Annotated in this window: 12 protein-coding genes and 1 pseudogene; 6 read left to right on the top strand and 7 right to left on the bottom strand. The window is 70.1% G+C overall.

Going from position 1 to position 13,870, the window contains the following annotated elements:
* Nucleotides 1-176: 176 nt before the first annotated feature.
* Both ABZ396_RS19915 and ABZ396_RS19910 read left to right on the top strand, forming a co-directional pair.
* Complete coding sequence (locus ABZ396_RS19915) at nucleotides 177-2,105, top strand: 2-oxoacid:acceptor oxidoreductase subunit alpha (protein ID WP_358919081.1); 1,929 nt, start codon at nucleotides 177-179, stop codon at nucleotides 2,103-2,105.
* Nucleotides 2,098-3,159: a 2-oxoacid:ferredoxin oxidoreductase subunit beta gene (locus ABZ396_RS19910; RefSeq protein ID WP_358919079.1), complete on the top strand. Its 1,062-nt coding sequence runs from the start codon at nucleotides 2,098-2,100 to the stop codon at nucleotides 3,157-3,159. Before ABZ396_RS19915 ends, ABZ396_RS19910 begins: the two co-directional genes overlap by 8 nt.
* Before the next feature lie 54 nt (nucleotides 3,160-3,213).
* Here ABZ396_RS19910 and ABZ396_RS19905 read toward each other — a convergent pair whose 3' ends face one another.
* Nucleotides 3,214-3,552, bottom strand: coding sequence for a helix-turn-helix domain-containing protein (locus ABZ396_RS19905; RefSeq protein ID WP_358919103.1), 339 nt, complete (start codon nucleotides 3,550-3,552; stop codon nucleotides 3,214-3,216).
* 173 nt (nucleotides 3,553-3,725) lie between these two features.
* On the opposite strand from ABZ396_RS19905, the gene ABZ396_RS19900 reads away from it, so the two are divergent.
* The 3 genes from ABZ396_RS19900 to ABZ396_RS19890 all read left to right on the top strand — a co-directional run bounded on the left by ABZ396_RS19900 (nucleotide 3,726) and on the right by ABZ396_RS19890 (nucleotide 6,157).
* Nucleotides 3,726-4,577: an SDR family oxidoreductase gene (locus ABZ396_RS19900; RefSeq protein WP_358919077.1), complete on the top strand. Its 852-nt coding sequence runs from the start codon at nucleotides 3,726-3,728 to the stop codon at nucleotides 4,575-4,577.
* Nucleotides 4,578-4,695: 118 nt separating this feature from the next.
* The gene (gene rarD / locus ABZ396_RS19895; RefSeq protein WP_358919075.1) at nucleotides 4,696-5,661 is read left to right on the top strand and encodes an EamA family transporter RarD; all 966 of its coding nucleotides are present in this window, start codon (nucleotides 4,696-4,698) and stop codon (nucleotides 5,659-5,661) included.
* A gap of 31 nt (nucleotides 5,662-5,692) precedes the next feature.
* Nucleotides 5,693-6,157 (top strand): VOC family protein, encoded by a 465-nt coding sequence (locus ABZ396_RS19890; RefSeq protein WP_358919073.1) that lies wholly within the window; start codon nucleotides 5,693-5,695, stop codon nucleotides 6,155-6,157.
* Between the two features lie 11 nt (nucleotides 6,158-6,168).
* Here the strand turns inward: ABZ396_RS19890 and ABZ396_RS19885 are convergent, their stop codons facing one another.
* On the bottom strand, nucleotides 6,169-7,398 hold the full coding sequence (locus ABZ396_RS19885; protein WP_358919071.1) for a tetratricopeptide repeat protein: 1,230 nt from the start codon (nucleotides 7,396-7,398) through the stop codon (nucleotides 6,169-6,171).
* A 218-nt stretch (nucleotides 7,399-7,616) separates the two neighbouring features.
* On the opposite strand from ABZ396_RS19885, the pseudogene ABZ396_RS19880 reads away from it, so the two are divergent.
* A pseudogene (locus ABZ396_RS19880) lies at nucleotides 7,617-8,257 on the top strand (NAD(P)H-dependent oxidoreductase).
* Here ABZ396_RS19880 and ABZ396_RS19875 read toward each other — a convergent pair.
* The 5 genes from ABZ396_RS19875 to ABZ396_RS19855 all read right to left on the bottom strand — a co-directional run bounded on the left by ABZ396_RS19875 (nucleotide 8,247) and on the right by ABZ396_RS19855 (nucleotide 13,822).
* Nucleotides 8,247-9,140: an ABC transporter permease gene (locus ABZ396_RS19875; protein ID WP_358919069.1), complete on the bottom strand. Its 894-nt coding sequence runs from the start codon at nucleotides 9,138-9,140 to the stop codon at nucleotides 8,247-8,249. The pseudogene ABZ396_RS19880 and the gene ABZ396_RS19875 overlap by 11 nt on opposite strands.
* The gene (locus ABZ396_RS19870) at nucleotides 9,127-10,116 is read right to left on the bottom strand and encodes an ABC transporter ATP-binding protein (protein WP_358919067.1); all 990 of its coding nucleotides are present in this window, start codon (nucleotides 10,114-10,116) and stop codon (nucleotides 9,127-9,129) included. The genes ABZ396_RS19875 and ABZ396_RS19870 overlap by 14 nt, the downstream gene beginning before the upstream one ends.
* 57 nt (nucleotides 10,117-10,173) lie before the next feature.
* A complete protein-coding gene (locus ABZ396_RS19865; protein WP_358919065.1) occupies nucleotides 10,174-11,412 on the bottom strand; it encodes a DUF2092 domain-containing protein in 1,239 nt (412 codons plus the stop codon).
* Between the two features lie 260 nt (nucleotides 11,413-11,672).
* On the bottom strand, nucleotides 11,673-12,617 hold the full coding sequence (locus tag ABZ396_RS19860) for a CHRD domain-containing protein (protein ID WP_358919064.1): 945 nt from the start codon (nucleotides 12,615-12,617) through the stop codon (nucleotides 11,673-11,675).
* A 197-nt stretch (nucleotides 12,618-12,814) separates the two neighbouring features.
* The gene (locus ABZ396_RS19855; RefSeq protein ID WP_358919062.1) at nucleotides 12,815-13,822 is read right to left on the bottom strand and encodes a polyprenyl synthetase family protein; all 1,008 of its coding nucleotides are present in this window, start codon (nucleotides 13,820-13,822) and stop codon (nucleotides 12,815-12,817) included.
* Between the last annotated feature and the right edge of the window lie 48 nt (nucleotides 13,823-13,870).

The raw sequence follows: 13,870 nt of genomic DNA, 5'->3' as shown, positions 1-13,870 counted from the left end.
GGAAGGCGGCCAGGGGGAGGGAAAATCGTGACAAGTCAGGGCGACAGGTCGTCTCAAAGCGCCGTCCATCATGTGGGCCGGCGCGGGAAGGCGACCCTAACCGACGTAGGGTTGTATGTGGGATGGTCCGTGGGACGACCACGCCCGGACAGCCGCCTCGAAGGAGGTCCAGTTCAGTGACCAGCCAGGTCAGCAGGACAACGGAACAGGCCGACGGAACCGTCTTGGGAGAACAGCGCAAGCCGGGCGGTGTGAAGGCCGTCCGGCGTCTGGATCGGGTGATCATCCGGTTCGCGGGGGACTCGGGTGATGGCATGCAGCTCACCGGTGACCGGTTCACGTCGGAGACCGCGTCCTTCGGCAACGACCTTTCGACCCTCCCGAACTTCCCTGCCGAGATCCGGGCCCCGGCCGGCACCCTCCCCGGGGTCTCCTCCTTCCAGTTGCACTTCGCCGACCACGACATCCTCACCCCCGGTGACGCGCCGAACGTGCTGGTCGCGATGAACCCGGCGGCCCTGAAAGCCAACATCGGGGACCTGCCGCGGGGCGCGGAGATCATCGTCAACACGGACGAGTTCACCAAACGGGCGATGCAGAAGGTCGGCTACGACACCTCCCCACTGGAGGACGGCTCACTGGACGGCTACAGCGTCCACCCGGTGCCGCTGACCACACTGACGGTGGAAGCCCTCAAGGAATTCGACCTCAGTCGTAAAGAGGCCGAGCGCAGCAAGAACATGTTCGCGCTCGGCCTCTTGTCATGGATGTACCACCGGCCCACCGAGGGCACGGAACGGTTCCTCAAGCAGAAGTTCGCCCGCAAGCCCGAGGTGATGAACGCGAACCTCGCGGCCTTCCGCGCGGGCTGGAACTTCGGCGAGACGACCGAGGACTTCGCGGTCTCCTACGAGATCGCCCCGGCGACCGCCGCGTTCCCGATGGGCACCTACCGCAACATCTCGGGGAACCTGGCCCTGGCCTACGGCCTGGTCACCGCGTCCCGCCTGGCCGACCTGCCGCTGTTCCTCGGCTCGTATCCGATCACCCCGGCCTCCGACATCCTCCACGAACTGTCGAAACACAAGAACTTCGGTGTGCGGACCTTCCAGGCCGAGGACGAGATCGCCGGGATCGGCGCGGCACTCGGCGCCGCCTTCGGCGGCTCACTCGCCGTGACTACCACCTCCGGCCCCGGGGTCGCGCTGAAGGCGGAGACGGTGGGGCTCGCGGTGTCGTTGGAACTGCCGCTGCTGGTGGTGGACATCCAGCGCGGCGGGCCGTCCACCGGGCTGCCGACCAAGACCGAGCAGGCCGACCTGCTGCAGGCGATGTACGGCCGCAACGGCGAGGCACCGGTCCCCGTGGTCGCGCCGCGAACCCCGGCCGACTGCTTCGACGCCGCCCTGGAAGCCGCCCGCATCGCGCTGACGTACAGAACCCCGGTGATGCTTCTCTCCGACGGCTACCTGGCCAACGGCAGTGAGCCCTGGCGGATCCCGGAGCTGGAGGAACTCCCCGACCTGCGGGTGCAGTTCGCCCACGGGCCCAATCACACCCTCGACGACGGCACCGAGGTGTTCTGGCCCTACAAACGCGACCCGCACACCCTCGCCCGCCCCTGGGCGATCCCCGGCACGCCCGGCCTCGAACACCGTATCGGCGGCATCGAGAAGCAGGACGGTACGGGCAACATCTCCTACGACCCCGCCAACCACGACTTCATGGTCCGTACCCGGCAGGCCAAGATCGACGGTATCGACGTCCCGGACATCGACGTCGACGATCCGGACGGGGCACGCACCCTGGTCCTGGGCTGGGGTTCGACCTACGGGCCGATCACGGCCGCGGTCCGGCGGCTGCGCCGGGCCGGCGAGGCGATCGCGCAGGCGCATCTGCGCCACCTCAACCCCTTCCCCCGCAACCTGGGCACGGTCCTGGGGCGTTACGACAAGGTCGTGATTCCCGAGATGAACCTCGGCCAGCTCGCCACCCTCATCCGGGCGAAGTACCTCGTGGACGCGCATTCGTACAACCAGGTCAACGGCATGCCGTTCAAGGCGGAGCAGCTCGCCGAGGCGCTCAAGGAGGCCATCCATGACTGACGCCACCGACGGACTGCTCCAGCTCGTCCCCAAGGCCGAGGCGAAACAGTCCATGAAGGACTTCAAGTCCGATCAGGAGGTGCGCTGGTGCCCGGGCTGCGGTGACTACGCGATCCTGGCCGCCGTGCAGGGGTTCATGCCGGAACTCGGGCTGGCGAAGGAGAACATCGTCTTCGTCTCCGGCATCGGCTGCTCCTCCCGTTTCCCGTACTACATGAACACCTACGGGATGCACTCCATCCACGGCCGTGCTCCCGCGATCGCCACCGGCCTGGCCACCAGCAGGCGCGACCTTTCGGTGTGGGTCGTCACCGGTGACGGCGACGCCCTCTCCATCGGCGGCAACCACCTCATCCACGCGCTGCGCCGCAACGTCAACCTCAAGATCCTCCTCTTCAACAACCGGATCTACGGCCTCACCAAGGGCCAGTACTCACCGACCTCCGAAGTCGGCAAGATCACCAAGTCGACACCGATGGGCTCCCTGGACGCCCCCTTCAACCCGGTGTCCCTCGCGATCGGCGCCGAGGCCTCCTTCGTCGCCCGCACCATCGACTCCGACCGCAAGCACCTCACCGACGTCCTGCGCGCGGCCGCCGCCCACCCCGGCACCGCCCTGATCGAGATCTACCAGAACTGCAACATCTTCAACGACGGCGCCTTCGACACCCTCAAGGACAAGCAGTCCGCCGAGGAGGCGGTCATCCGCCTGGAACACGGACAGCCCATCCGCTTCGGCGCCGACGGCGCGCGCGGAGTCGTACGCGACCGGCTCACGGGTGACCTGACCGTGGTCGACGTGACGGCGGACAACGAGTCCGAGATCGTCGTCCACGACGTCCGCTCCCCCTCCCCCACCACGGCCTTCGCGCTGTCCCGGCTGGCCGACCCGGACAACCTGCACCACACGCCCATCGGCGTCTTCCGCTCGGTGGACAGGCCCGTCTACGACACCCAGATGTCCGAGCAACTGGACACGGCGGTGGAGCAGCACGGCAAGGGCGACCTGGCGGCACTGCTGGCCGGCGGGGACACCTGGACGGTCGCGGGCTGAGCGTCGGTACGTGTGAGCGGGGCCCGGACGCCATGTCCGGGCCCCGCTTCGCGTTCAGGCGCGCTTCGCCTCGTCGTACGCCTCCCGCGCCCGGACCACGTCCGCCATCCGCTGCTCGGTCCACAGCGCCAGGTCCCGTACCTGCTGGGCCGCCTCGCGGCCGAGGCCGGTGAGGGAGTAGTCGACCCGGGGCGGGATGACGGGCTTGGCGTCCCGGTGGACGAGGCCGTCCCGTTCCAGGGTCTGGAGGGTCTGGGTGAGCATCTTCTCGCTGACCCGGCCGATGGCGCGGCGCAGTTCGCTGAAGCGGTGGGGGCGGTCGAGGAGCTGGATCAGGACCAGGACGCCCCAGCGGCTGGTGACGTGCTCCAGGACCAGGCGGTAGGGGCACATCGCCTCACCGACGGCGTACTTGTCGGTCCTCCCGGCGGGCACGTCGGGGCGCTCCTCGACTTCATGAGTACGTACGGCCATGCAAGTACCTTACTTCAAAGTGGGTACTTTCTTTCGGTTAGCGCACCTCCTAGGGTTAGTGTCATCGGAACCCCACAAGGAGATCGCAGACCATGAGCATCGTTGTCACCGGAGCCACCGGACACCTCGGCCGTCACGTCGTGACGCAGCTGCTGGAGAGGGTCCCGGCCGAGCAGATCACCGCCGTCGTACGCGACGAGGCCAAGGCCGCCGAATTCGCCGCCCGGGGCGTCAGGATCGCCGTCGCGGACTACAACTCCCCCGAGACCTTCGACGGTCTCTTCGCCACCGGCGACAAGGTGCTGCTGATCTCGGGCAACGAGTTCGACAAGGGCCGGGTGCAGCAGCACAAGGTCGTCATCGACGCCGCCAAGGCGGCCGGCGTGGCGCTGCTCGCCTACACCAGCGCCCCGGCCGGCCTGAAGGCCTCCCTTGTGGACGACCACCGCGCCACCGAGGAACTGCTGCTCGCCTCCGGCCTGCCCTACGCCCTGCTGCGCAACGGCTGGTACCACGAGAACTACACCGAGAACCTCGGCCCGGTGCTGGAGCACAACGCCGTCGTAGCGGCCGCCGGCGACGGCCGGGTCTCCTCGGCCTCCCGCGCGGACTACGCGGCCGCCGCCGTCGCCGTACTGACCGGCGAGGGCCACGAGAACCAGACGTACGAACTCGGCGGCGACGTCGCCTGGAGCTTCGCCGAGTACGCGGCGGAGATCGCGCGGCAGACCGGCAAGGACATCGCCTACAACTCCGTGCCCGGCGAGGTGCTCCAGTCCATCCTGACCGGCGCCGGGGTGCCCGGACCGTTCGCCGCGATCCTGGTCGGCGTCGACGCGTCGATCGCCAAGGGCGAGCTGGTCGTCGACTCCGGCGACCTCTCCCGCCTGGCCGGCCGCCCGGCCTCCCCGATCTCCGAGGCCGTCGCCGCCGCGCTCAAGTAGGCGTTGAGAGCCTCCCCCTCGGGTCTGTCATGACCGTATGCCGATACGGCCATGACAGACCGGGGTGCTCGACGCTACCTTCGTCCCGGTGTGCTGGAGCTGGGCGTGAGGAGGGCCGGTGGCCGAGATATCGAGGGGTGAGCGGCGGGCGGGGCTGGTGAACGGCTTCGCGGCCTACGGGATGTGGGGCCTGGTCCCCCTCTTCTGGCCGCTGCTGAAGCCCGCCGGGCCCCTGGAGATCCTGGCCCACCGGATGGTGTGGTCCCTGGCCTTCGTCGCCGTCGCGCTGGCCTTCGTACGGCGCTGGGCCTGGGCCGGTGAGCTGCTGCGGCAGCCGGGCCGGCTGGCGCTGGTGACGGTCGCCGCCACTGTGATCACCGTCAACTGGGGCGTCTACATCTGGGCCGTGAACTCCGGGCACGTAGTCGAGGCCTCGCTCGGCTACTTCATCAACCCCCTGGTGACCATCGCCATGGGCGTGCTGCTGCTGAAGGAGCGGCTGCGGCCCGCGCAGTGGACGGCGGTAGGCGTCGGTTTCGCCGCCGTGGTCGTACTGACCGTTGGCTACGGGCAGCCGCCGTGGATCTCGCTCGTTCTCGCCTTCTCCTTCGCCACCTACGGACTCGTCAAGAAGAAAGTCAACCTCGGCGGCATCGAGTCACTCGCCGCGGAGACCGCGATCCAGTTCCTGCCCGCGCTCGGCTATCTGCTGTGGCTGGCCGGCCACGGCGGGTCCAGCTTCGTCAACGACGGTGCCGGGCACGCCGCCCTGCTGGCCTCCACCGGTATCGTCACCGCGCTCCCGCTGGTCTGCTTCGGCGCCGCGGCGATCCGCGTACCGCTCTCCACGCTCGGTCTGCTGCAGTACCTGGCGCCGGTCTTCCAGTTCCTGCTCGGCGTCCTCTACTTCCACGAGGCCATGCCCACCGAACGCTGGGCCGGCTTCGCCCTGGTCTGGCTCGCCCTCGCCCTGCTCACCTGGGACGCGCTGCGCACCGCCCGCCGGGCCGCACGTGCGCTCGCGGCGGCGTCCGTACCACGGCCGGTGACGGCGGCCACGGAGACTCCCAAAAGCCAGGTGTGAGGCCCACAGCCGTCGGCTATAAGTAGGCGGCATGACGCAGACGCCCGCACCCCTGCACTGGAAGCTCGTCGTCGACGCCCGCGACCCGCACACACAGGCCGACTTCTGGGCCGCCGCGCTGCACTATGTGGCCGAGGACAACAGCGCGTTCGTCGAACGTCTGCTGGAACTGGGCGCGTTGCCCGGCGCGGCGACCGTGGAGTACCACGGCCGTGCCGCCTTCCGTGACCTGATCGCCGTACGGCATCCGGACGATCCGTTCGACCAGGAGCGCGGGACCGGGCTGGGGCGGCGGCTGCTGTTCCAGCGGGTACCGGAGGGGAAGTCCGGCAAGAACCGGTTCCATATCGACCTGCACGCCGAGGAGGGCCAGCGGTCGGAGGAGGTCGCGCGGCTCGAAGCGCTGGGCGCGAAGGTGCTGCGACACGTGTCCGAGCCGGCCGGGGCGTGGACGGTGATGGCCGACCCGGAGGGCAACGAGTTCTGCGTGCAGTGACCGACTGACCCTCAGACGTTCTCGGCCGCGCGGCGGGCGCGTTCGGTGAGGCGGCCCATGCGGGCGCGGGCGGACTCGAGTTCCTCCGGGTCGTCGGCGGCCGGGCCGTCCTCGGTGGTGAGCTGCGCCCACAGGTCGATCAGGTCGCGGCCGAGGCGCAGCCCGTGTTCCGGGTCGCGCACCGCGCGCCAGGCGGTGGCCGCGCTCCGCACGTTCCCGTACGCCCCCTCGCCGTCCCGTGCCTGCCGGCGCCGCCGGGCCAGGTCGAGGGAGAGGTGGAAGGCGCGCAGCGGGTCGCCCCCCAGGTAGGCGATGTAGGCGGTCAGCTCGCGCAGATGCAGCACCTCGGGGTGACCTTCGCCGAGGGTCGCGGAGGCCTCGGTGACGGTGCGCTCCGCGAGTTCGGCCGCCACTTCGATACGGCCCGTCCGGACGGCCTCGTTGATCCGCGACACGGGCTCGGTGAGCAGCGCGGCCCCCTCCGCCGTCACGGTCACGGGCTCGTCCCCGAGCACCTCCTCGGCGACCGCGTCGAAACCGCGGGCGCGGCTGTGCCTGAGATCGGCGTCCAGGGCGCGGGCGGATTCGGTTCCCACGAGGGGTTCTATGAGGGGTTCGGCGCGCGGATCGGTCCGGGACGCCCGCTGAGGCCCGGTGACGGCCTGAGCGGGTACGACGGCGGGGGCCGGGGTCCCGTCCATGACGGGCGGCGGACCGAACACCCCGGTCGGCGGCTGGACCGTACCCGGCACCGGCGGTGCCGTTGCCGGCGGTTCCGGGACCGCCCGCAGCGAGAAGGTGGGTGGCGCTTCCGTGACCGCCGTGTGCGTGACCGCCACCTCCGCGACGGACTGCTCGTCGACGGCGCGCAGGAGGTGTGCCGGCCTGCCCTGGCGGGGCTGGTCCGCCGGGACAGGGGGTGTGGGCGCGTTCGGCGCCGCGGGCGCGGTCATCCGTACCGGATCGCCGGTGAAGCTGCTGGAGCCGTCCAGGTTCACCTGGAGGCGGACGACATAGCCGATGCGGCTGTCGTGGATGGTGGCGAGGGCGGGACGGCCGGTGGCGTGGGCGAGGCGCTGGAGGTGGTTGAGGACCGCCTGCTGGGGCTCCTCACCGGGCGCCGGGAACAGTGGTACGCCGTCCACGGTCGCGGCGCCTCCCGTCACGCGGACCTCGACCGGTTCCGCCGCCCCGCCGGTCTGCTGAGCTTCCCGCTTCGTCTCGCGGCTGAGTCGGGACATCGGCCCTCATTCCCCCGGCGTCACCGTCCGGTCGTACCCGTGCGTACGGTCAAGTCTGACCGCTCCCCTCCGCCCACGCGTCACCACGACGTCACAGCCTCGCATCAGGAAGGGGCCACCCGGCCCGGTCCGGCGGCGGCACCCCTGGCGAGATTCAATGTGTGTACATGTGATGCACACACCCTTATTTGTCGCACGCCGCTCACCTGGGGGATCTCGTGACTCGCCGTTTCCTGTTCGTACTGGGCAGTGCCCGCTCCGACGGCCACACCGAACTCCTTGCCCGCCGAGCCGCCGAACAACTGCCCGACGGCGTCGAACAGCGGTGGATCAGCCTGGCCGACCATCCGCTGCCGGACTTCGTGGACCTGCGACGCGACGCCGACCATGTGCGGGCGCCCTCGCATACCAACGCCGGCCTGCTGCTCGACGCCACACTCGCGGCAACCGACCATCGTGATCGCCTCGCCGGTGTACTGGTACTCGGTGTCCGGCCTCACCAAGCGCTACCTGGACTACTGGTCGGGCTGGCTGCGCGCCCCCGGACTCGACTTCAGGGCGACCCTGCCGGGGCGCACCCTGTGGGGGGTGGCCGTGCCGGCGGACCACGAGCCGTCCGTCGCGGATCCGTACGCCGGCCTGCTCCACAACTCGGCCGCCTGCATGGGCGTGCTCCCCCACTGCATTAAGGGCGTGGGCGGTGCCCCCATCGGCGGGGTACTGCTCGGCAACGGCAGCGCGCGAGGTGATGTCCTCAAGGACACGGCGGCGCTGGCGCGGGCCAAGGAGTTATTCGCCGGGGGAGGCGTCCCTGGCCCGCTTCGCGGTGGGTGAGGCTTCCGCCGCCGCTACGCCGTGATGTCCTTCGTCGTGAACCGCGCCCAGGCCGCCGACCCGAACACCGCCACGTACAGGGCCTGCAGCTCCAGGTTTCTGACCATGTCGTCCCAGTAGACGGGGTCGCGCACCAGGTCGGCGAAGGACAGCCAGTAGTGGGGGAAGAAGTACGGCTGGAGCGCGTGCAGCTGGGGGATCTGGTCGAGGATCTGGATGGTGATCAGCAGGCCCACGGTGGTCGCCATCGCCGCGATGCCACTGTTGGTCAGCGTGGACACGAACAGGCCCAGCGCGGCTATGCCGGTCAGGGAGGCCGCCACCATCAGGGCGATCAGCAGGGCGCGGCCGAGGCCCTCGGTGAACGAGATCTGGGTGCCGGAGATCGTGGTCAGGTCGCCGAGCGGGAAGAGGATCGCGCCGACGGCGAGGGCGGAGGCGGCCACCACCAGGGTGGCCAGAAGGCAGAAGGCCATCGTCGTCGCGTACTTGGTGAGCAGCAGCCGGGTGCGGCCCGCCGGGGCGACCAGCAGATAGCGCAGGGTGCCCGCGTTGGCCTCGCCCGCGATCGCGTCCCCGGCCACCACTCCGACGGCCAGCGGCAGAAAGAACGGGAGGGTCGCCGCCAGTGCCGTGAACACCAGGAACAGTCCGTTGTTGGTGATCTGCGCGATGAACGCCGGGCCTTCGCCACCGCCACCGCCCCCGCCGGCCTGGCTGCCGCCGCGCGTCTCGATCTTGACGGCGACCCCGACCAGGACCGGAACCGCCGCCAGTACGCCGAGCAGCGCGAGGGTGCGCCAGCGCCGCAGGGTGACGCCCAGCTCGCTGCGGAGCAGACCGAGGGTCCACAGCGGGTTCGGCCGTACGGCGGTTCCCTCCGCGACCGTCACGTCAGCCTGCGACATCGAAGCCCTCCCCGGTCAGGGCCACGAAGGCGTCCTCCAGCGAGGCACGCTCGAGGGTGAAGCCGCGCACGCGCACGCCCGCCGCGACGAGCGCCGCGTTGACCTCGGCGAGGTCGCGCTCTGGCGGCTCGCCGGTCACCCGGTCCTCGGCGGTGGCGACGTCCGAGACGCCCTGTTCCTTGAGGATCCGGGCCGCCTCGCCGGTGTCCGGGGTGGTCACCACGAGCCGGCCGCGCGCCCCGGCCGCCAGGTCGGCCACCGCGCCCTGGGTGATCAGCCGGCCCTGCGTCATCACGGCCGCGTGGGTGCAGACCTGCTCGATCTCGTCCAGGAGGTGAGAGGAAAGGAAGACGGTCGTGCCGTCCCCGGCGAGTTCCCGCACCAGGGAGCGGATCTCCCGCATGCCCTGCGGGTCGAGGCCGTTGGTCGGCTCGTCCAGGACCAGCAGCTTGCGGGGCTGCAGCAGTGCGGCGGCCAGCCCCAGGCGCTGTTTCATGCCCAGGGAGTAGGCCTTCGCCTTCTTCTCGGCGGCGGCCCTCAGGCCCACCCGGTCCAGCGCGGTCTCGACGCGGGTACGCCGGGTGCGCGGGTCGGCGGTGGGGTCGGCGGCGTCGTACCGCAGCAGGTTGTCGCGGCCGGAGAGGAAGCCGTACAGCGCCGGGCCCTCGATGAGGGCGCCGACCTGGGGCAGTACGGCGCGGGAGGCGCGCGGCATCGGGCGGCCCAGGACGCGGGCCGTGCCCGAGGTGGGTGTGATCAGGCCCATCAGCATGCGGATGGTGGTGGTCTTGCCGGAGCCGTTCGGACCGAGGAAGCCGAAGACGCTGCCCACCGGGACGGTCAGGTCGAGACCGTCCACGGCGAGCTGTCCGCCGTAGCGCTTGGTGAGGCCGCGGGTGTCGATGACGCTCGCGCGTGCCGGGTCGTCCTTCCCCGGGCTCTCCGACTCCCGCTCCGTGGCGGACGGTTGGTCCATCGGCTTCCTCGATTCGTCGTGCGGGACAGGGCACTTCGGTACCCTGTCCCGCCCTTGTTACCCCGCGTTCGCCGCCTTCACCAGCGCCGCCTTGTCCACCGCGCCGACGTACACCTTGCCGTTGTCCGTCATCAGGGCGTTGATCAGCCGGGTGGAGAAGACCGTGCCCTTGCCGAACTTGCCGGAGACCGGGTCACCGAGCGAGCCGAGGAAGCCGCTCACGTCACCGCCGCCGGAGGCGGAGCCGGTGGGCAGCCCGCCCTTGCTGCCGGTGTCGAGGACGGCTATGGAGTTCCAGCCCTTACCGAGGACGTCGAAGCCGTTCTTGCCGAGCTCCCCGGGAGTGCCCTGGCCGGGCGTCTTGGTTACTTTGTCGCCCTTGTCGCCCTTGTCTGTCTTGTTCGCCTTGTCGAGGCTGTCCCCCTCGGTGACCTTGGCGCCCTTGGGCGGGGTGAAGTCGAAGGTCGAGGCGGCCGGCTTCGCGAAGCTGACCTGGGTGTAGCCGGCGTCGATCACAGCCGCGCCGCCGCTCGACGGGGTGAGCGTGAACTTCAGCGGCGTGCCGGTCTTGGCGTCCACCGCGATGCTGATCGCGCCGACCGTCGTACCGGACTGCTTGGGCTTGATGACGAGCCGGTAGGCGTCGCGGCCGGCGACCTGGGCGGTGCCGTCGACCGTCACCGACGTGGTGTCGTCGACCGACTTGAGGACCTCGTCGGCGAAGTCCTTGGGCGTGGCCGGGGTTTCCTGCTGCCCGGCCTTGCCGGAGTCGGCGGCGGTGGAGTGGTAGACCTCGTTGGACTTGCTGTCGTAGCCCCACACGTTCGTGCCGTTGTGGATGAGGCTGTACTCGGCGCCGCTCTCCAGCAGCGACACCTTCTGCTTCTCGGGCCCGTCGGCGGCCACGCGCAGCGTGTGCGTGCCGGAGGCCAGCTCGGTGAGCTTGGTCGACGGGTCGGCGGACGAGCCGCCGCCGCCCTGGGTCGCGCCGGACATCAGGCTGCTCTGCAGGCCACCGAGGTCGGGCAGCCCGAGGTCGGTGCTGATCTTCACCGTGCCGGACAGCTGCTGCACGTCCGACTTGGCGATCTTGTTGATGAGTTCCTGCGCGGTGATCTTCGGCAGGTTCGGGTCGCCGGAGTTGGCGAGCGCCGGGACCAGCCCGATCGTGGCCGCGGCCACGCCGATCACCGTGACCGGGACGACGTACCGTGCGGCCTTGCGCCGCCGCTGGGCGCGCAGCTCGTCGTCGGCCTGCGCGACCCCCGTGCTGTCGTCGTTTTCGTACGGTGCCATGTGTGCCTTACCTCCGTCGTCGGCGGCGGCTGTGCTCGCACGTGTCCCACCCTGAGCCGCCATTCTCACCCGAATCGGTGAGTGGTGGTGATTTCCGTGGTTTCCATCTCACCAAATGGGAGCCTCAGAAGCGTCAGACCCGGGAGCCAACTCCGCGTACGCCTGCGGTATGACACAAGGGTGGAGGCGCCTCCACCGACCCGTAGGGGTCGTTGCGGCGGAGGCGCCTCCTGTCACCTACTGTCACTTGCTCTGTTCACTCAGTGGAGCTGCACGAACACGTAGTCGGCCTGGTAGGGGACGCCGACGACGGCGCCCGGGGTGCAGGAGCCGGCCGGGGCGACGCCGCCGACGGTGTTCAGGCGCAGGACCTCGCCGGTGTGGGCGAGCAGTCCGTGCTTCTTGCCCGATTGCGTGGCCTTGAGGTCGAGCTCGGGAATGTTGCCGTCACCGTTCGCCGTCTTGGTCAGGACGGTTCCGGTGACCGCGCTGCCGTCGGGTGCGACCCACTGGGGGGTGCCGGAGTTGGGTGCGACGTAGGAGTGCCGGATGCCGAAGTCGAGCTTGGCGCTGACATCACGCTGGGCGAAGGCATAGCCGCCGCCGGTGGCGGGCTTGCACTCGTAGATCTGCTTGCCGGTGACGACGGAGGCCTGGAAGCCGCCGTTCTTCAGGTCGCCGTTCTTGAGGTCGGAGACGGTGGTGACGGCGTGCAGCTGGCCGCGGACGGCGCCGCCGGGGAACTCGGCGGTGCGCAGGTTGGCGTAGAAGGCGCCGGGGTCGGTGGTGAGCTGCTTGAGCAGGGCCTTGTCGGTGACCTTGACGCTGCCGGTGACGCTGTTGCCCTTGGCCGTCCTCAGCAGGTTCCCGAAGTCGATCTTCATTCCTCCGTTGGCGCCCTTGGCGCCCTGGTTGATCTGCAGATCGGTGGGCCTGCCGGTGCCACGCCAAGTCAGGGCGACGGTCACCTGGTCCCCCTTGACCTGGATGAATTCCAGAGCGGTGCCGTCCTTGTCCCCGACGGCGGCCCCACCGGCGACGGGCACCTCGTTGGCACCGCGCAGACTGGCGACGAGGACGACGGAGTCGGTAGAGCTGGGGCTTGGGCTGGTGGCGGCGGCTGCCGGGACGGCGGCACCGCTGAGAGCGGTCACGGTGATGGCCGCTGCGACGAGGCTCTTGCGACGCTTTGCGTTGATGCCCATGAGTCCGTTTTATCCCCCTGTGCGATCCGACGCCTCTTGCGTCGACTTTCCCGGGAGGAGTACGGAGCGGGTCGCACAGTGGACTCAGTCCAGTTGTGTGACGTGCGCCACAAATAGTTCGCGCCTCGGGTGAGGTGACCTTGGCGCCGCGCGGGCTGCCCGTCGCCTTCGGCTTCCGGGAGATTCGGGCCTGGGAACTATCTGGCCCGGTGCACCACCGCGTCGCACAGCTCCAGAAGCGCCACCTTCGCGCCGCATTCGGACAGCGGGGCCAGCGCGGCCCGGGCTTCCTCCGCGTAGCGGACCGTGTCCCGACGCGCCTGCTCCAGCGCCGGATGCGCCCGCAGGGCCGTCAGGGCCTCCGCGTGCCGCGCGTCGTCCGTGAGGTCGGAGTCCAGCAGCTCGCACAGTGCGATGTCCTCGGCCAGCCCCAGCCGCGCCGCCCGCTCCCGCAGCTGTAGCACCGGAAGCGTGGGGATGCCCTCGCGGAGGTCGGTCCCCGGGACCTTCCCGGACTCGTGGGAGTCGGAGGCGATGTCCAGGACGTCGTCTGCGAGCTGGAACGCGACACCGAGGCGTTCGCCGTACTGGGTGAGGACGTCCACGACCGTCTCGTCGGCGCCGGACATCATCGCGCCGAAGCGGCAGGAGACCGCCACCAGCGAGCCGGTCTTGCCGCCGAGCACGTCGAGGTAGTGGTCGACCGGGTCACGCCCGTCCGACGGCCCGGCCGTCTCCAGGATCTGGCCCGTCACCAGCCGTTCGAACGCGAGGGCCTGGACCCGCACCGCCTCGGGTCCGAGGTCGGCGAGGATCTGGGAGGCGCGGGCGAACAGGAAGTCACCGGTGAGGACGGCGACCGAGTTGCCCCAGCGAGTGTTGGCGCTGTCGACACCGCGCCGCACGGCGGCCTCGTCCATGACGTCGTCGTGGTACAGCGTCGCGAGGTGGGTCAGCTCGACGACCACGGCCGACGGCACGACGCCCGGCGCGTACGGGTCACCGAACTGCGCGGCCAGCATCACCAGCAGCGGCCGGAACCGCTTCCCGCCGGCCCGCACGAGGTGCTGCGCGGCTTCCGTGATGAACGGGACCTCACTTTTGGTGGCTTCTAGCAAGCCCTCCTCGACAGCCGTCAATCCGGCCTGGACATCGGCTTCCAGAGCCTGGTCCCGCACGCTCAGCCCGAACGGCCCGACGGTCACGAGGGGTCTCCTGTCTGCTGGTGTCCACTGGCGGTTACACGGTTTGTC

Source organism: Streptomyces sp. NPDC005866 (assembly GCF_040629895.1).
In the GTDB taxonomy this organism is placed as follows: domain Bacteria; phylum Actinomycetota; class Actinomycetes; order Streptomycetales; family Streptomycetaceae; genus Streptomyces.
Note: the sequence above shows the minus strand (reverse complement) of the source record. Positions and strands in the feature narration are given on the sequence as shown.